The 17,948-nt window shown below is 63.7% G+C and carries 15 protein-coding genes; 3 read left to right on the forward strand and 12 right to left on the reverse strand.

Going from position 1 to position 17,948, the window contains the following annotated elements; genetic code table 11:
* From LB528_RS02680 to LB528_RS02690, 3 genes are all read right to left on the reverse strand, one after another.
* Positions 1-1,155: a carbohydrate ABC transporter permease gene (locus LB528_RS02680; RefSeq protein WP_224713742.1), complete on the reverse strand. Its 1,155-nt coding sequence runs from the start codon at positions 1,153-1,155 to the stop codon at positions 1-3.
* A gap of 1 nt (position 1,156) precedes the next feature.
* A complete protein-coding gene (locus LB528_RS02685) occupies positions 1,157-2,170 on the reverse strand; it encodes a carbohydrate ABC transporter permease (RefSeq protein WP_095768190.1) in 1,014 nt (337 codons plus the stop codon).
* A 165-nt stretch (positions 2,171-2,335) separates the two neighbouring features.
* The gene (locus tag LB528_RS02690) at positions 2,336-3,691 is read right to left on the reverse strand and encodes an ABC transporter substrate-binding protein (RefSeq protein ID WP_095768191.1); all 1,356 of its coding nucleotides are present in this window, start codon (positions 3,689-3,691) and stop codon (positions 2,336-2,338) included.
* Between the two features lie 118 nt (positions 3,692-3,809).
* On the opposite strand from LB528_RS02690, the gene LB528_RS02695 reads away from it, so the two are divergent.
* The 3 genes from LB528_RS02695 to LB528_RS02705 all read left to right on the forward strand — a co-directional run bounded on the left by LB528_RS02695 (position 3,810) and on the right by LB528_RS02705 (position 6,555).
* The gene (locus tag LB528_RS02695) at positions 3,810-4,034 is read left to right on the forward strand and encodes a hypothetical protein (RefSeq protein WP_224713743.1); all 225 of its coding nucleotides are present in this window, start codon (positions 3,810-3,812) and stop codon (positions 4,032-4,034) included.
* A 15-nt stretch (positions 4,035-4,049) separates the two neighbouring features.
* On the forward strand, positions 4,050-5,072 hold the full coding sequence (locus LB528_RS02700) for a substrate-binding domain-containing protein (RefSeq protein ID WP_224713744.1): 1,023 nt from the start codon (positions 4,050-4,052) through the stop codon (positions 5,070-5,072).
* Positions 5,073-5,208: 136 nt separating this feature from the next.
* Positions 5,209-6,555: an NAD(P)/FAD-dependent oxidoreductase gene (locus LB528_RS02705; protein ID WP_224713745.1), complete on the forward strand. Its 1,347-nt coding sequence runs from the start codon at positions 5,209-5,211 to the stop codon at positions 6,553-6,555.
* Positions 6,556-6,608: 53 nt separating this feature from the next.
* Here the strand turns inward: LB528_RS02705 and LB528_RS02710 are convergent, their stop codons facing one another.
* The 9 genes from LB528_RS02710 to LB528_RS02750 all read right to left on the reverse strand — a co-directional run bounded on the left by LB528_RS02710 (position 6,609) and on the right by LB528_RS02750 (position 17,884).
* Positions 6,609-8,021, reverse strand: coding sequence for a S8 family serine peptidase (locus LB528_RS02710; RefSeq protein WP_224713746.1), 1,413 nt, complete (start codon positions 8,019-8,021; stop codon positions 6,609-6,611).
* Positions 8,022-8,118: 97 nt separating this feature from the next.
* Positions 8,119-8,784 (reverse strand): anti-sigma factor, encoded by a 666-nt coding sequence (locus LB528_RS02715; RefSeq protein ID WP_224713747.1) that lies wholly within the window; start codon positions 8,782-8,784, stop codon positions 8,119-8,121.
* On the reverse strand, positions 8,781-9,347 hold the full coding sequence (locus tag LB528_RS02720; protein WP_224511778.1) for a sigma-70 family RNA polymerase sigma factor: 567 nt from the start codon (positions 9,345-9,347) through the stop codon (positions 8,781-8,783). The genes LB528_RS02715 and LB528_RS02720 overlap by 4 nt, the downstream gene beginning before the upstream one ends.
* 286 nt (positions 9,348-9,633) lie before the next feature.
* Complete coding sequence (locus LB528_RS02725) at positions 9,634-10,473, reverse strand: alkaline phosphatase family protein (RefSeq protein ID WP_224511776.1); 840 nt, start codon at positions 10,471-10,473, stop codon at positions 9,634-9,636.
* Between the two features lie 225 nt (positions 10,474-10,698).
* Complete coding sequence (locus tag LB528_RS02730) at positions 10,699-12,354, reverse strand: ABC transporter ATP-binding protein (RefSeq protein WP_224713748.1); 1,656 nt, start codon at positions 12,352-12,354, stop codon at positions 10,699-10,701.
* Positions 12,354-13,178: an ABC transporter permease gene (locus tag LB528_RS02735; RefSeq protein ID WP_224511772.1), complete on the reverse strand. Its 825-nt coding sequence runs from the start codon at positions 13,176-13,178 to the stop codon at positions 12,354-12,356. The genes LB528_RS02730 and LB528_RS02735 overlap by 1 nt, the downstream gene beginning before the upstream one ends.
* Before the next feature lie 12 nt (positions 13,179-13,190).
* Positions 13,191-14,150, reverse strand: coding sequence for an ABC transporter permease (locus LB528_RS02740; protein WP_224713749.1), 960 nt, complete (start codon positions 14,148-14,150; stop codon positions 13,191-13,193).
* A 16-nt stretch (positions 14,151-14,166) separates the two neighbouring features.
* Positions 14,167-15,753: an ABC transporter substrate-binding protein gene (locus LB528_RS02745; protein WP_224713750.1), complete on the reverse strand. Its 1,587-nt coding sequence runs from the start codon at positions 15,751-15,753 to the stop codon at positions 14,167-14,169.
* 148 nt (positions 15,754-15,901) lie between these two features.
* Positions 15,902-17,884, reverse strand: coding sequence for a CocE/NonD family hydrolase (locus tag LB528_RS02750; RefSeq protein ID WP_224713751.1), 1,983 nt, complete (start codon positions 17,882-17,884; stop codon positions 15,902-15,904).
* Positions 17,885-17,948 lie beyond the last annotated feature (64 nt).

Raw genomic sequence — 17,948 nt, forward strand, 5'->3', positions numbered from 1 at the left:
TCAACCTCCTTTCACCGAGCCGGCAAGCAGCCCGCGGACGAAATAGCGCTGCAGCGAGAAGAACACGAACAGCGGCACGATGATGGTGATGAACGCCGATGTGGTCAGGATCTCCCACTTGCCGCCGCGCGAGCCGAGCAGCGCGTTGAGCTTGGCCGTCAGCACGATCTGATCGGGCGCCGTGCCGAGGAAAACCATCGCCACCAGCAGATCGTTCCATACCCACAGGAACTGGAAGATGGCGAAGGAGGCAAGCACAGGGAAGGACAGCGGCAGCACGATCTTGACGAAGATCTCGAAGTCGCTGGCGCCGTCAATGCGTGCCGATTCCATGATCTCGCGCGGCAGGCCGGCGATATAGCTCCTCAGCAGGTAGATGGCGAAGGGCAGGCCGAAGCCGGTATGTGCCAGCCATATGCCGAGATAGGTCTTGGACGGCACGCCGAAGAAGGCGCCGACGCCGTTATAAAGCCTGAGCAGCGGGATCAGCGACATCTGCAGTGGAACCACCAGAAGGCCGATGATCACCGCGATCAGCAGCGGCCGTCCGGGAAAGCGCATCCAGGCCAGTGCGTAGGCTGCGAAGGCTGCGATCAGGATTGGGATGATCGTCGCCGGGATGGTCACCGTCAGCGAGTTCATGAACGAGCGGCCGATGCCTTCGGAAAACAGCACCGAATCGTAGTTGTCCGTGGTGAATTTCGGCGGCGCCGAGGAGGCGAAATAGACGCGCTGGCCGCGGTCGCCCTCGAAGGCCTTCGGCGACGACAGCACGAAGCCGCCGTCGGCATCCATCTGCAGCGTGACGCCGTCATCGAGGTCGGCAACCGATCCCGCCTTGTACTGCGTCGGCGCGGAGGACTTGACGCCGAAGGCGCTGATCTCGCGCTTGGGGCCATCGCCGAAGATATTGCCTTCGATGACGTATTTGCCGTCCTTCTGGGTTTGCGCCGATGCGCCCGGCAGCCGTCCCGCCTCGCTCTGGCTGGAACTGGCGAAGGAGTTCCACCAGCCGGAGGCGACGATCTGGTCCTTGTCGCGCAGCGACGAGACGAGGATGCCGAGGGTAGGAATGGTCCAGATCGCCACGAAGACGAGCACGGCGATATGGACGCCGAAGCGGCCGACAAAGGACTTTCCGGTCTTGGTCGCCATCTCAGTGCCCTCCCGTCTCTTTGTTGGCCTGGCGGATGTTCCAGACCATGATCGGGATGACCGCGATCATGATGATGATGGCGATGGTGGCGCCGCGGCCGAAATCGCCGCCGCCGCGGAACATCCAATCGAACATCAGATTGGCGAGCACCTGTGTATTCCACTGGCCGTTGGTCATGGTCAGCACGATGTCGAACACTTTCAGCACCAGGATGGTGATGGTGGTCCACACCACGGCGATCGTGCCCCAGATTTGCGGCACCATGATCTTCCAGAAGATCTGGAACGGGTTGGCGCCGTCGATCACGGCCGCTTCCAGCGTCTCTTCCGGAATGCCGCGTAGCGCCGACGACAGGATGACCATCGCAAAGCCGGTCTGGATCCAGATCAGGATGATCATCAGGAAGAAATTGTTCCAGAACGGCAGCGATATCCAAACCTGCGGCTGGCCGCCGAAATATTGGATGATGGCGTTGAGCAGGCCGATCTGCACCTGGCCCTCGCCGCGATACTCGTAGATGAATTTCCAGATCACGCTGGCGCCGACGAAGGAGATCGCCAGCGGCAGGAAGATCAGGCTCTTGGCGATGGTGCCCCACCAGATCTTGTCGGTGAGCACGGCGATGATCAGGCCGAGGAAGGTGCAGGCAGCCGGCACCACGGCCAGCCACAGGATGTTGTTGAAGATCGAATTGCGCAAATCATGATCGCTGACCGCCCATTCATAATTGGCGAGCCCGACGAAATTGGTGCCGCCGCGGTCGAAGAAGGAGAGCCAAAGCGTCGCGATCACCGGGTAGATCAGGTAGATGGCTAGGATGATCATCGCCGGCCCGACGAACAGCCAGGGCCGCACCATTCCCTGCCGGCGCAAATTGTCGACGGCGGCGGTGCCCGAGACGCCGCGTGACGGGAAGACGAGATCGAGCAGTTTGTTGGCGCCCCAGAAATAGGCGACACAGCCGCCGACGCCGATGATGATGACGAATATGGCCGAGAAAATCTGAGCCGCCATGGGTCCCTCTCCCTGCGCATGACCGGCCGGCCGAGGCTGGCGATCGGATGCACCGACTTTCGGTTATTCGGAACAATCGAAACGCGAAGGCTTCCGGCGCGGACCGCCGGTCGGACCCGGGCCGTAGCCCGGGTCCAGTAGGAGGATTAGGAAGATTTCAGGATGCTATTTGATGCCGTCCCAGCTTTTCTGGATGTCGGCGGCGACGTCCTGCGCGGACTTGCCGCCCACCAGGTCGACCATGCCGGTCCAGAACGAACCCGCGCCGATCTTGCCCGGCATCAGGTCGGATCCGTCGAACCGGACCGTCGTGGCGCCGACCAGGATCTCGCCCTGCTTCTTCAGCGCGTCGCTGCCATAGGCCTCCTTGTTGGCCGCCTTGAAGGGGGTGACGAAGCTCTTCTGCGCCATCCACAATTCATGCGCGAGCGGCATCTCGAGGAACTTGATGAATTCGCGCGAGGCCTTGGAATCCTTGGTGATCATCACCAGCGTTCCGGCCACTTCCAGCGGCGTGCCCAGTTCCGGCTTGGAGGCGTAAGGCGGGTAGGGGAAGAAGTCGGCGTCCTGGCCGAGCTTCACGTTTTCCGGGAAGAAGGAGGGGATGAACGATGCCTGGTGGTGCATGTAGCACTTGGGCGGCACGGTGAAGAGGCCCTTCGGGCTGTCGCGGAAGTCGGTCGCCGCGACCGCCTTGGCGCCGCCGTCCACCATCTTGTCGTCGGTGGCGATCTTGCCGAAGATGTCGATGGCGTTGACAACGGCCGGGTCGGTGAACGGAATCTCGTTCTTCACCCACTTGTCGTAGACTTCCGGCGGCTGCGTCCTCAGCATGATGTCCTCGACCCAGTCGGTCGCCGGCCAGCCGGTGGCGCCGCCCGAACCCAGCCCGATGCACCAAGGCTTGCCGCCGTCGGCGACGATCTTCTTTTCGAGATCGGCGAGTTCTTCCTGGGTCTTCGGCACCTTGTAGCCGGCTTCGTCGAAATTGTCGGGCGAGTACCAGACGAGCCCCTTCACGTCGATCTTGTAGGGAAAGGCATAGAAGCCCGATTTGCCGTCCTTGCCCGTATACGTGCCGAGCTTGGCCCAGGAGTCGCCGGCGGCGTAATTTTCCTTGATCCAGGCCGCGACGTCGTCGCCCAGCGGGGTCAGCACGCCCTTGGAAGCAAGATCCTGGATGAGGCCCGGCTGCGGCAGGACGGCGATGTTGGGCGGGCTGCCGGCCTGGGTGTCGATGACGATCTGCTGCTCATAATTCTCGGACGAGGAATATTTCACCTCAGCGCCGGTCGCTTCCTGGAAATAGTCGAGAACGGATCGGACAAGCGCCTCGTCCTCGCCGCGCCACGGCCCGAAGATCGTCAGCGTCTCGCCCTTGAGGTCGACCTTCTTGAGGTCGTCGTAATTGGCCCAATGAAATTTCGAATCCTCGCCCGGCTTGAACTTCAGTTCGGCTTGCGCCGGCAGGCTGAGGGTGAGTGCCGCGAATGCCGCACCCAAGAGAAGCATTTTCTTCATCGCAAGTCCTCCCAGTGATCACAAAAAGGACGAAACCTCCATTTCGTCCGCCGACGCCGCGGAACTGTGACTCAGCGAAAGGGCAACCGCAACCTTTCGAAGAGACTTCCAAAGCGCTTTGGCTATTTTGATCTCGCCATTGAATCGCCTTGGAGTCAAGTGGGCGACGTCATTAATCGATTTAAGGAAGAGAAGATTAAGCGAAAAAAGTGCAGCGCAGCATGCTTTTTTGGCGCTGCAGCAGCAATTTTGCTTCAAACGACGCTGTCTGGCCTCTAAGGTCGTCATGCTTGATGATCTCGCCAACAATCGTCAGACCGATTCAAAATTGAAAGCGCTTTGAGGCTGGAGGCCTCCGATGAACCTCAAGCAGCTGTCGCATATGCTGTCGCTCTCGCAGACCACGGTGAGCCGGGCGCTGAACGGCTACCCCGAGGTCAACGAGGAGACCCGGCGCCGGGTTGTGGACGCCGCCAAGCGCCATGGCTACCGACCCAACCCCAGCGCGCGCCGGCTCGCCACCGGCAAGTCGGGAATGATCGGCTATGTGCTGCCGACCGGGGCCGCCGTCGACATCGATCCGCACTTCGTCGAATTCCTCTCCGGCCTCGGCGACTATGCGCGTGCGCACGAGCTCGACCTTGTGCTTTCGCCCGCCGACGCCGACGACGAGGAAACGACCTACCGGCGCATCGTCGCCAACCGCCAGGTCGACGCCGTTTACATCTCCTCGCCGCGTCCGGCCGACAAGCGACTGGCGCTGGTCAACACGCTGGGCATTCCGTTCGTCGTCCATGGCCGCAGCGAGGGTTTCGACTTCGACTATCCCTATCTCGACATCGACAATGAGGGCGCCTTCCACGAAGCGGCGCGCCTGCTGGTCCAGCTTGGCCACCAGCGCCTGGCGCTGATCAACGGCAACGAGCGCGAGACCTTCGCCATCCACCGCGAGCGCGGCATGCGCCGGGCGCTTGCCGCGAGCGGGCTGACGCTCGGCGAGCGCCACATCCGCTCGGTGGCCATGACCGAGGAAAACGGCTACCGCGCCGCCCGCCGCCTGCTCGAGGACGCTGAGCCGCCGACGGCGATCGTCTGCTCCAGTCTGATCATGGCGCTGGGCGTCGTGCGCGCCGTGCGCGATCTCGGCCTCACCATTCCGGGCGACCTCTCGCTGATTGCCCATGACGACGTCTTCCCCTGGCTGCGGCCGGAGAATTTCCCGGTGCCGCTGTCGACGACACGCTCGTCGATCCGCCTCGCAGGCGCCCGCATCGCCGAGCGGCTGGCGGCCCGCATATCGGGGCTGGAAGATGGCGCGCGCGGCGAGGTATGGCCGGTGGATCTGGTTGTGCGCGGGTCGGTGGCGGGGGCGCCGGTATAGCGCCTGATCCAACAACTTCACCGCTGCCGCCTTCCGGGCTACTGTCTTGGGACAACGGTCCGCCTTCGGCTGCTCCTGATGTTTGACGGTAACAACCAGTAAGCCAGACCGTCAATCAGCTCCTCAGAGTGCGCCATTGCCTACATTCCCGTTCACCGAAGCGGATCCAATCCAACATCCTGGTCCTCCGCCGAAGACTTCGGAGGTGGTGATCGTCGGTGGCGGTGTCATAGGCGTAACGACGGCCCTCTTCCTTGCCTCCCGCAACATTCCGGTGACGCTGTTGGAAAAAGGCCGCGTTGCCGCCGAACAGTCCTCGCGAAACTGGGGCTGGATCAGAAAGCAGGGACGAGACGCGGATGAGCTGCCGATCGTCATTGAGGCGTCCCGTCTGTGGCGGCAACTGGCCGATGAATGCGGCGAAGACATCGGGCTGAACCAGACAGGCGTGACCTACCTGGCGAACTCCGACAAGGACATGGCCAAGTTCGAAGAATTCATGAAGATCGCCGCGATCCATAAGCTCGACACCCGCCTTTTGGACGCCGACGAAACCGCAAAACTCATCAGCGGCATGTCGCGCAGGTTCAAGGGCGCGATGACGACGCCCTCCGACATGCGCGCCGAGCCCTGGTTGGCGGTGCGGGCGCTGGCCAGGCTTGCCGTGCGAAAAGGCGCCAGGATCGTCGAGAATTGCGCGGCGCGCACTCTCGAAATCTCGGCCGGAAGGATCAAGGGCGTGTGGACCGAAGCGGGATATATCGGGGCCTCCAGCGTGCTGGTCGCGGGCGGCGCCTGGTCATCCCTCTTCTTGCGAAGACACGGCGTGGCCATCCCCCAGCTCAGCGTCAGGGTGACCACAGCTGCGACAGAACCCATGCCTGAGGTCTATTCAGGTGCGGCGGCCGACGACCATATCGCTTTCCGGCGCAGACAGGATGGCGGATACACGCTCGCCGCGGGCGGCAGCCACTTGCTTTACCTTGGGCCTGACGCATTCCGGCACGCCACCCAGTATCTTCCCGCCCTCAGGGACAATCCGTTCGGAACGCGCTATTTCCCCTTCGCTCCATCGGGCTACCCCGATGGCTGGTCGACGCCGCGCGATTGGGCGCCGGATTCAGAAAGTCCTTTCGAGAGAATGCGCGTGCTCAACCCGGCCCCCGAGCCGGCAAAGCTTCGCTCGATCCAGCGCAATTTCACACAGCTTTTCCCCCGGTTCGAGACGGTTCGCCTGAAGGTCGGCTGGGGCGGTATGATCGACGCCATGCCCGATGTCGTCCCCGTCGTCGATCAGGTGCAAGCAATCGGCGGTCTTTTCGTCGCGACGGGAATGAGCGGCCACGGATTCGGCATCGGACCTGGTATCGGCCGCGTCGTCTCCGACATGATCCAGGGAAATGAAACCGGGCACGATCTCAGCCGTTTCCGGCTGTCGCGTTTCTATGATGGAAGCCCTGTCCGGCTAGGTCCGGCTCTTTAAATGGGCAACCGTTTGTTCGCATCTCGGCAATCAGCATAGCCGACTGCCTGGACTCACTCCTTCGCTGCTCCGGCCGCCTTGATGTCCAGCAAACCATAGCCGAAGTCATTGTCGCGCCCCTTAGGCCCGAGATCCTTGGCCGTGGCCGCCAGCGCTTTCTCGATATCGTCGGCCGTGCGGTCGGGCGCGGCGTGGATCAGATTGGCGATGGCGCCGGACACGATTGCGGCGGCGAAGGACGTGCCGGTCACCACACCCGACCCCGCGCCGCTTGGCGCCACCATCTCGACGCCCGGCGCCGAGATGAAGACATAGGCGCCGCGATTGGCCTGCGGCATCAGCCCGTCCTTGGCGTCGGTGGCGGTCACCGCGATCACGCCGTCAAAGGCGGCCGGATAGCCATAGGGCGCCTTCGGTCCATTGTTGCCGGCGGCAGCCACCAGCACCATGCCGAGTGCCCGGGCATTGCGGCAGGCGGCGCCGAGCAGGTCGTTCTTCGGCCCGACGAAGCTCATATTGATGATGCGCACATGCTGCTCGGCCGCCCAGTCGAGCGCCGAGAGGATGACGTCCATGGTCGACTTGCCGCCTTCGAAGGCGCGCGCGTGATAGATCCTGGCGCCCGGCGCCATGCCTTCCAGCGGACCGACGCCGGCGATCAGCCCGTCGACAGAGGTGCCGTGGTCGCGCTTCTCGATCGGCACATTGGGCATGGCGTCGTATTGGCCGGCAATCACGCTGGCGAGCGCGGGATTGGTGTCGTCGATGCCGGTGTCGATGACGGCGATGCGCACATTCTCGCCGCTCGCCTCTTTCGAATCGAGCGCGATGCGGTCGAAGGCATAGTTCACGATGCCGGCCGCCTGCTGCAGCGTGTAGATATGGTTGGGCTCGCGGCGCCGCGTGCGGCCGTCGGCGGCAAGCTGCGCCAGCACCACGCCGACAGGCCGCCCGTCGGTGATGCCGAAGCGCACCAAAGTGGTGCCGAGCAGCCACGACTGGCGCTGCGAGCGCACCTGCAGGCCGAAGGAATTGGCGATCTGCTGCACGACGCCAGCGCCGCCGTCGACCGTCACCAGCACCTCGTCGGGCACGAACTCGCCGGCGATCGCGCGCGGCGGCTCCGCCAGGTTGAGACCTTGCGGCACTGTGACCGGCCCGCTTGGCGCCGGAGCGGGTGGCGGCGTGTTGTTCGAACCTTCCGACGACGATGTTCCGTTGGACGGTGCCGGCGTTTGCGGGGCCGTGGGCGCCGGCGAGTTCGGAAAGAGATCGACGATCAGCGCCGGCAGGAACACCGCGCCGCCCGTGGCCGGGCCCGGCGTCCCGGCGCCGTTCTTGGTGCCGCCATCCTTATCGCAGCCGCCGCCGGTCGCCTTTAGGCAATCGAGCTGTTTTTGCGTCAGATTGGGGTCGTTGGTCTGTGCGAATGCGGGCGCGGCGACAAAGGCCGCCGCGAGGATCACAGCATGAAGAATGACTCTCGGCCTCGACGCAATTCCGGGCGGAAGGCTACGGCGAAGTCGCCGAGCCCGACCGCGGCGCACGTTTCCTGTAAGCGGGTTAGCCGCCATCGGCCGGTTTCCTTCCCTGCACCACAGCCTCCGCGAAAGGCTGGGCGGCAATAAGGCCGACAAGCTTGTCGTAATCGGCCGCCGTGCTGGCGGGGATCGTCAGGTGGAACACGCCGTCGGCGGTCGGGCCGCCGGCGATCTTCAACCCGTTCTGGCCGAGGAAGGCGGCGATATCGGCCATCTTCGCATCCGGCTTGAACTTCACCAGCGCGAAAGGCAGCTTCGCCAGATCGTCCTGGGCGCCGGCGACTTCGAAGTCGTTGCCCTTGCCGCCCGGCTGTTCGAAGGACTGCACGATGACCAGCGCAAGCAGCGCCGCGGCAGCCGCCCAGGCGACGCCGGCAGGCATTGCCGTCACCCGGCCGAAGACTTTTGCCAGCCAGGATTGGCCGGGCGCGCGCACCGGCCCGGCCTCGGCGTCGAGCGCCCTGGTAAAACGGCTGAGCGCATCGGCGGGCGGGCGGATCGCTTCATTGGCGGCGGCGGTGCCGGAGAACTCGGCCTCGGCCTCGCCAAGGGCGGCAAGCGCCGCTGGATCGGTGGCCAGCCATTCCTCGACGGCCTCCAGCTCGGCGCCTTCCAGCGAGCCGTTCAGATAGAACGGCAGCAGCGTCTCCATCGCGTCGCGGCGCGACATCTTTTCAGCGGCGCTCATGGCCAACCCCTGTCGTAACCGGCGGCCTTGAGGGCTTCGCCGAGTTTCTTGCGGGCGTAGAACATCCTGGTCTTGACGGTGGCGACCGGAATGCCGAGCACCTCGCCGATCTCGCTCACCGACTGACCGTGGTAATAGGCAAGGTCGATCACCGTGCGGTGTTCCTCGGCCAAGGCATCGACGAAGCGGCGCAAGGCTGCGGCTTTGTCTTCCTTCATGGTGACGACTTCGGGCGTGTCGGCGCCGTCGGGAACCTGGGCCGCATCGTCGTCGTCGATCCAGTCTTCCTTCCTCTTGCGCAGCATGGAGAGCGCCTTGAAGCGGGCGATGCCGAGCAGCCATGTCGAGACTTCGGAGCGGCCCTCGAAGCCGGGCGCCTGTTTCCACAGTTCGAGAAAAACCTCGTTCGCGATATCGTCGGCCATCATTTCCGATCCCGTCTGGCGCGCCACGAAGCGGTAGATCCGCGCGTGGTGACGCATGAACAGGAGCCGAACGGCAGCCCGGTCGCCCTTCGCGACCCGGTCGACGAGCGCGCGATCGGTTTCCGTCGTCGCATTCATGGCCGGTCGAGCCGCCTGGCTCCTCGAAGCTCTGTCGCTGATCGGTCCAAAAAGGTTCACCCTCCGCCAAGGATTTCTTGGAGGCTAACTGAAGAAAGTGAGTGTTGCCAGAGGGCAGGGTTTCTCCTTCTCCCCTTGTTGTGGGAGAAGGTGGATCGGCGCGATAGCGCCGAGACGATGAGGGGTGTTCCAGCGGAGTGAGACGTCGGCTTTCCCTGGAGCCCCCTCATCCGTCGCCTTCGGCGACACCTTCTCCCACAACAAGGGGAGAAGGCAAGGCCGCGCCTCACCCCAAAAACGCCTTGGCCCCCATCGTCTCCGGTATCGTCACCCCAAGCCGGCTCAGCACTGTCGGTGCGAGCTGCAGCTGGTCGAGCAGCGTGTCGGCCTCAGGCCCCTTCGCGGGTCCGAAATAATAGAGCGCGAAATCCTGCATCTCATCGTCATGGCCGCCATGGTGGCCACGATCGGTCTGGCCATGGTCGGCCGTCACGATCACTTCATAGCCGGCTTGGCGCCATTGCGGCAGGAAGGCGGCGAGCATGCCGTCCATCGCGTAGCAGGCATGATCCATCTCGTGGCAGTCATGGCCGAAGCGATGGCCCATCGAGTCCAGCGTGCAGGTGTGCAGGATGCCGTAATCGATGCCATGGCGTTTGTTCAGCATCGTCAGCGTCGCGAACAGGTCGACGTCGCTTGGCGTCATCTGGTTCTTGAGATTGTAGCCGGTCATGGTGTGGAAGCGGCCATGCGTGATCGGCCCGCCCGGCTCGTCGAACTCCATGTCCTCGATAAGGTCGAACGGATACGAACGGAAGAATTCCGACCAGTAGGAATGGGTCACGGCGCCTGTCTTGCCGCCGGCCTTGCTCACTTCCGAAAAAATGTCCGGCTGCGTGACGCGAAAGCGGTTCTCGTTGGTAAGAATGCCGTGCACCTGAGGCGTGACACCGGTGTGAATCGAGGCGTAGCAGCAGGCGGACGTCGACGGCAGCACGGAGCGCATCTTCCACACCTGCGCCTCGCCCGACTGCGCCCAGCCCTCCAGATTGCCCATCAGGCGGCGCCAGTTCCGGTAGGGCACGCCGTCGAGGATGATGAGCAGCAGTTTGGATTTGAGCGGCACGGGACGTCCCTGTGGTTGTTTTTCGAAACGGAAGCGCCGTGCATCGCGCGGACACCCGGCGCTGCTTTGGATAGCCTGATATCAGGCGTTCAGCCAGCACTCGCAGAGCGCGTAGCCGTCCGTCATCTCGCCATTGGGGTTCTTCACCCAGCCACCCACCTTCTTGGTGTTAGCGGCGACGCTCCTCCGTGCGGAAAGCCGCTTAACAGTTCTGCGGGAATTCAGTCAGTTTCCAGCGCTTTCCATGCGCCGTCCCTTGATGGCCTTCTCCAGCCAGCCGATCTCCATTTCGGGAACGGAGGACAACAGAAGGTCGGTGTAAGCGTCGAAGGGCGGCGTCAGAACCTTGCTCTTGGAGCCGTAGCGCACCACCTCGCCGCGATACATCACCGCGATCGAATCGGCGATCGACTTCACTGTCGCGAGGTCGTGGGTGATGAAGAGGTAGGCCACCTTCTCGATCTGCTGCAAGTTGAGCAAGAGCTTGAGGATGCCGTGGGCGACCAGCGGATCGAGCGCCGAGGTCACCTCGTCGCAGATGATCAGCTTCGGCTTGGCGGCGAGCGAGCGGGCGATGCAGACGCGCTGCTTCTGGCCGCCGGAAAGCTCGGCCGGATAGCGATCGATGAAACCCTTGCCCATCTCGATTTCGTCGAGCAGCTCAGCGACGCGCTTGTCGCGTTCGCGGCCCCTCATTCCGAAATAGAACTCCAGCGGCCGGCCGATGATGGTGCCCACCGTCTGGCGCGGATTCATCGCCACGTCGGCCATCTGGTAGATCATCTGCAGCTGGCGCAGATCCTCCTTCGGTCGGTCGGCGAGCCTGTTGGCAAGCGTGCGGCCGTCGAAGACGACGCCACCTTGCTCGGGCGGCAAGAGACCGGTGATGGCGCGCGCCAGCGTCGATTTGCCGGAACCGCTCTCGCCGACCACGGCCAGCGTCTGGCCCGGAAAGATGTCGACCGAAACGTTCTTCAGCACCTTGACGTGGCCGCCGCCATAGGCGGCCGTCACGTTCTTCACCGACAGCATCGGCGCCGTGCCCGGCTGCTGTTCCTGGTGTTCGATCTCATGCACCGAGACCAGGGCGTTGGTGTATTCCTGGCGCGGCTCCTTGATGATCTGGCGGGTGCCGCCCCATTCGACCAGCCGCCCGTGACGCAGCACCATGATCTCGTCGGACACCTGCGCCACGACGGCCAGGTCGTGGGTGATGTAAAGGGCCGCGACATGCGTGTCGCGGATGGCATCCTTGATCGCTGACAGCACGTCGATCTGCGTCGTCACGTCGAGGGCCGTCGTCGGCTCGTCGAAGACGATCAGGTCCGGCTCCGAGCACAGCGCCATCGCCGTCATCACACGCTGCAGCTGGCCGCCCGACACCTGGTGCGGGAAGCGTTGGCCGATCGTTTCGGGATTGGGCAGGCTGAGCTTCCTGAACAGGGCGACGGCGCGTTTCTCGGCCTCGGCGCGGGTCGCGGTGCCGTGCAGGAGCGTAGCCTCCACCACCTGGTCCATCAGCCGGTGCGCCGGATTGAAGGCCGCCGCAGCCGACTGGGCGACATAACAGACTTCGCGGCCGCGCAGCTTGCGCAGGCCTTCCTTGCCGCCTTTCAGTATGTCGCGGCCGTTGAGGATGACCTCGCCGCCGGTAATCCGAACGCCGCCGCGGCCATAGCCCATCGACGACAGGCCGATGGTCGACTTGCCGGCGCCGGACTCGCCGATCAGCCCAAGCACCTTCCCCTTTTCCAGCGTCAGCGAGACGTCGTGGACAAGCGTAATGGTCCTCGGTGCTTCACCCGGCGGATAGACCGTCGCTTCGATGCGCAGGTTGCGGATGTCGAGGAGAGGACCGGACTTTGCTTTGCCGTCAACCATCAGCCGCGTCCTCCCTTCAGGCTTGTCGTGCGATTGAGCACCCAGTCGGCGACGAGATTGACCGAGATCGCAAGTGCCGCGATCGCCGCCGCCGGGATGAGCGCCGCCGGAATGCCGAACACGATGCCGTCCTTGTTCTCCTTGACCATGCCGCCCCAGTCGGCATCCGGCGGCTGCACGCCGAGGCCGAGGAAGGACAGTGTCGACAGGAACAGCACGGCATAAATGAAGCGCAGTCCGAGTTCCGAGACCAGCGGCGACAGCGCATTGGGCAGGATCTCGCGGAAGATGATCCAGCCGCTGCCTTCGCCACGCAGCTTCGCCGCCTCGACATAGTCCATGACGTTGATATCGACGGCGACCGCGCGCGACAGTCGGTAGACGCGGGTCGAATCGAGGATGCCCATGACCAGGATCAGCGTCACCAGGTTCGACGGCAGCACCGAAAGCACGACGAGGCCCATGATCAGCGTCGGAATCGACATGAGGAGGTCGACGAGCCGCGACAGGATCGTGTCGTACCAGCCGCCGAATACCGCCGCCGAAAAGCCGAGAATGGCGCCGAGCGAGAAAGACAGTGCCGTCGCCAGCACCGCGATGAACAGCGTGATGCGGGCGCCGTAGATCATGCGCGACAACAGATCGCGGCCGAGATTGTCGGTGCCCAGCCAGTGCGCGGCCGACATCGGCTCCCACACGTCGCCGACGATCTCGGCGTTGCCGTGCGGCGCGATCAAGGGCGCGAAGATTGCCGCCAGCACGAACAGCGCGGTCAGCACCAGGCCGGCCAGCGATGGCAGGGGGATGCGTCTGATATCGAGCATATCGGCCGCCCCCTACCTCGGATGCCTGAGTCGCGGATTGGCGACGATCGCCGCAATGTCCGCGACGATGTTGAGGGTGATATAAACGGCGGCGAAGATCAGGCCGACCGCCTGGACGACCGGCACGTCGCGCTTGGTGACGTGGTCGACCAGATATTGCCCCATGCCTGGATAGACAAAGATCACCTCGACCACGACGACGCCGACCACCAGATAGGCAAGGTTGAGCATGACGACATTGATGATCGGCGCGATCGCGTTCGGGAAGGCATGCTTGCGGATAACGGCAGCGGCCGACAGCCCCTTGAGTTCCGCCGTCTCGACATAGGCCGACTGCATGACGTTCAGGATCGCCGCGCGCGTCATGCGCATCATGTGGGCGAGCACCACCAGAGTCAGCGCCGCCGCAGGCAGCGCGATGGCCTGCAGGCGCTCACCCAAAGACATTCCGTCATAGACGGTCGAGATGGCCGGGAACCACTGGTGCTGGACCGCGAAGTAGAAGACGAGCAGATAGCCGATGAAGAACTCCGGGAAGGAGGTCGAGGCAAGCGCCACGCCGGAGATCAGCTTGTCGACCCAGCCATTGCGGTAGCGCACCGCGATCAGCCCAAACGTGATCGCCAGCGGGATAGCCACGATGGCCGCCCAGAAGGCCAGGAACAGCGTGTTCCACAGCCGTTCCTTGATCGATGTCGCGATGTCCTGGCCGCTCGACATGGCTGTGCCGAGGTCGCCGGTCAGCACGCCGCCCAGCCAGTGGAAGTAACGGATATAGGCAGGCTGGTTGAGCCCGAGCTGCTCGCGCAGATTGGCCAGCGACTCCGGGGTCGCCGATTGTCCAAGGATGGCTTGCGCGACGTCGCCGGGCAGAATCTGCGTGCCGGCGAAGATCAGGACCGAAACGGCCAGCAGAAGGAGGATGCCCAGCGCAATGCGCTGGGCCACCAGTTTCACGATGGGTGAGGACATCTCCGCAAGGCCGTGCTCAGGCTTCGAGCCAGCACTTCGCCAGCGCGTAGCCGTTGCAAAGCTCCTGATGCGGATCCTCCACCCAGCCCGCCACCTTGGGGCCTGTCGCGTCGATGAACTGATTGAACATCGGCAGGATCAGGCCGCCTTCGTCGCGCACCATGACGGCCATGTCGTGGTACATTGCCTTGCGCTTGGCCTCGTCGAGCTCGGCGCGCGCGGCCAGCACCATCTTGTCGAAGTCCGGGCGCTTGAAACGCGTGTCGTTCCAGTCGGCGGTCGACAGATAGGCGGTCGAGTACATCTGGTCCTGTGTAGACCGGCCGCCCCAATAGGAGGCGCAGAAGGGCTGCTTGTTCCAGACTTCGTTCCAATAGCCGTCGCCGGGCTCTCGCTTGAGCTCGATCTTGATGCCGGCTTTGGCGGCGCTCTGCTGGAAAAGCTGGGATGCATCGACAGCGCCGGGGAAGGCGACATCCGAGGTCCTGAGCAGCACGGCGCCGTCATGGCCGGACTTCTTGTAGTGGAATTTGGCCTTGTCCGGATCGTACTTGCGCTGCTCGATCTCGGTGAATAGCGGGTACGAGGCATTGATCGGGAAATCGTTGCCGAGCGAGCCGTAGCCGCGCAGCACTTTTTTCAACATCTCCTCGCGGTCGATCGCCAGCTTCAACGCCATCCTGAGATCGTTGTTGTCGAACGGTGCCGTGTTGCAATGCATGATGAACACGTAATGGCCCGGACCGGAGTGGTTGCGGATGGTGACGCCAGGCACGCGCTTGATCAGATCGACGATCTTCGGCTCGACGCGGTTGATCATGTTGACCTGGCCGCCCTGCAGGGCCGCCGTGCGCGCCGTCGCATCGTTGATGACGATGATTTCGATCTGGTCGGCGTGGCCCATCTTGTCGCCCTGCCAGTAATTGGCGAAGCGTTCGCCGCCATGGCGCACGCCGGGCTCATTGACCTTGACCTTGTACGGACCGGCGCCGATGCCCGCATCGGCCTTGTCCTTGCCGCCGTTCGGCTGCACGATCAGGTGATAGTCGCTGAGGAGGTAGGGGAGGTCGGCGTTGGGCTCCTTCAGCGTCAGCACGACTTCCTTGCCGTTGACCTTGATGGTGTCGATGCCCTTCATGTAGCCCAGCGCTCCGGACTTGGACTTCTCGTCCGAATGGCGCTCGAGCGTGGCAGCGACGTCTTGTGCGGTAACGGTCTTGCCGTTGTGGAATTCGATGCCGTCGCGGATTTTCAGCGTCCAGACCTTGGCGTCGTCCGAAGAGCCGATCTCCTCGGCGATGCGGTTCTCCAGCTTGCCGTCGGGCGAGAGCTCCACGATCAATTCGCCCCACATCTTGCCGAAAGCAAAGGGCACCTGGGTCATGAACAGGGCCGGATCGAGGCTGTTGGTGGATTCACCGCCGACCAGGCCGGCCTTCAGCGTGCCGCCCTTGACCGGGCCGGCGGCGCGCACGGCGCTGGAGAGCAGCGAGTTGGCAAAGGTGGCGGTAACGCCGAGCGCGGCGGCGCGACCGAGGAAGTCGCGACGGCTAAGTTTTCCGGCCGCGACTCGCCGGCTGAGATAGTCGAGTTCGTTAGACATTATGGTTCCTCACTCTGGGTATCCGACCTTATGGTCGTTTCTTGCTATTGGAGGAGATAATGACCGTAAGGGAAAGCGGCAGGCAAGACCGAATGCGACATACCGTGGCGTAAATCGTACGTCGCAATTGGACCAATCTTGCTTCGGCTCAAACCATGGAGCGGGGAATCGTCTGCTCGAAGTCGCGTTCGAAGACCAGCTTTTCGCCCTCATAGGCCTCGATTCTGGCGCTGACGATGAAGTTTGCGGCGTCCGATCGCATCCCGGCAAAGGTTTCGGTCCGCACCGACCATTCATTGCGCGACAATGTTTGCGTCCAATGCGTGGCCCCGGTGGCCGACAGCGGGTCGTCGGGATGGATCGTCCATGTCTCGCGCACGATGCTGCCATTGACCAGTCCGTGGTCGAGGTCACGCACCGCGCCGAAATCGTCGGTTATGGAAAGCGTGACCAGGCCGGTCTTCTCGTCGCGGTCGACATGGCGTTCGGAATTCGCCGGCCGGATCGTCTCGGTCGCCCACGGCGTCGCGCCTTCCGGCTCTGGGAACGAAGCTTCATTGCCTTTCGCCGGTGGGCGCAGCGGCAGCTTTAGCGTCGCCTGCGCGAGATCAAGCCGCACCGGCTCCGGCGAAGGCCAGATCATCGGCCAGTAGGCGGTCGAAACGGCGACGCGCAATTTGTGGCCGGCCGGCACCCGGTAGGCGCACTGGTCGAGCACGACGCGCGCCGAAACCGACTCGCCGGGAACCAACGGTTCGGGAAATTCGTGCGAGCTGCGGTGGGTCAGATTGAGCACGCCATAGGAGATCAGCTCCGAGGCACCGTCCGGATGCACGTCGCAAAGCCGCACCGCGACGTTGGCCTGCGGCCGATCGGAGGCAAGCCGGACCTCGATCTCCGGCGCCCCGACGATGTCGATCGCCTCGCCGAGCTGTTGGTCGAAGCACACCGACAGCGCATCGTCGGGGCGCTGGTCGCCCGGCAGTTCCGGCCCGAAGGTGAAGGGAAAATATTCGCCGCCGGCAAGGCCGCAGGTCTGCGGTGAAGCGACGATCGAGGGCTTGGCGCCGTCGGGAATGAGTCCGATCGCCTCGATCTTGACGTTCGGCGACGGCCATTGCTGCTCCGCCACCCAGCGGCCCGGCCGTTCCGGGTGCCAGCGCGCCGGCCGCACGCTGTCCATGACATAGGCGCGGTAATCCGGATCGGCCTCGACGCCGGTCTCCGCCCCCTTCAGCCAGCGGTCCCACCAGCGCAGCGCCTCCTGCAGGAAGCCGATCGCCGGCTTGGGTCCGGCGTAGTGCGGGTATTTGTGGATCCAGGGACCGACGATACCTTTGACTGGCGACTGGATGTTGGTGACCAGATTGGAAATCGTGTTGCGGTAGCCGTCATGCCAGCCGCCGATCGACAGCACGGCCGCTTTCACCGCCGAAAAATCCTCGCAGATCGAGCCGCGTTTCCAATAGACGTCGCGATGCTGGTGGTTGAGCCAGAGCGGCAGAAGGAAGGGCTGGTTCTCCAGCCGGCTAAGCCACAGGTCCCGCCAGCGATTGCCGCCGGCGATCGCGGGATCCGGCGGCCGCGACGAATAGGACAGCATCGTCGAGGCCCAGCCGAAATTTTCCAAGAGCAGGCAGCCGCCCTTATAATGGATGTCGTCGGCATAGCGGTCGACCGTCGAGCACAGGCTGATCACCGCCTTCAGTGCCGGCGGCTGCTTCGCCGCCACCTGCAGGCAGTTGAAGCCACCCCAGGAAATGCCCATCATGCCGACGTTGCCGTTGCACCAGGGCTGCGCGGCCGCCCAGGCGATGACGTCGCAGGCGTCCTGCAATTCCTGCTCGGAATATTCGTCGTCCATCAGCCCTTCGGAATCGCCGTTGCCGCGCATGTCTACGCGGATCGAGGCGTAGCCGTGGCCGGCGAAATAGGGATGGGTGAGCTGATCGCGAAAGATGGTGCCGTCGCGCTTGCGATAAGGCAGGTGCTCGAGGATCGCGGGTACCGGATCGTCGGTGGCGTCCTCCGGCATCCACACGCGCGCCGACAGCCGGCAACCGTCCGGCATGACGATGCCCATATCCGGAAACTCGACGACTTTGCGGGGAAATTCGGTGATGGTTTTCATGGGTCGCATAACGCTCCGCGGCGTCGCGACTTTCAATCGCCATTCGCGACTGGAGCATCAAAAA

The sequence above is a fragment of the Mesorhizobium sp. CA4 genome (assembly GCF_020165075.1).
Classification (GTDB): Bacteria; Pseudomonadota; Alphaproteobacteria; order Rhizobiales; family Rhizobiaceae; genus Mesorhizobium.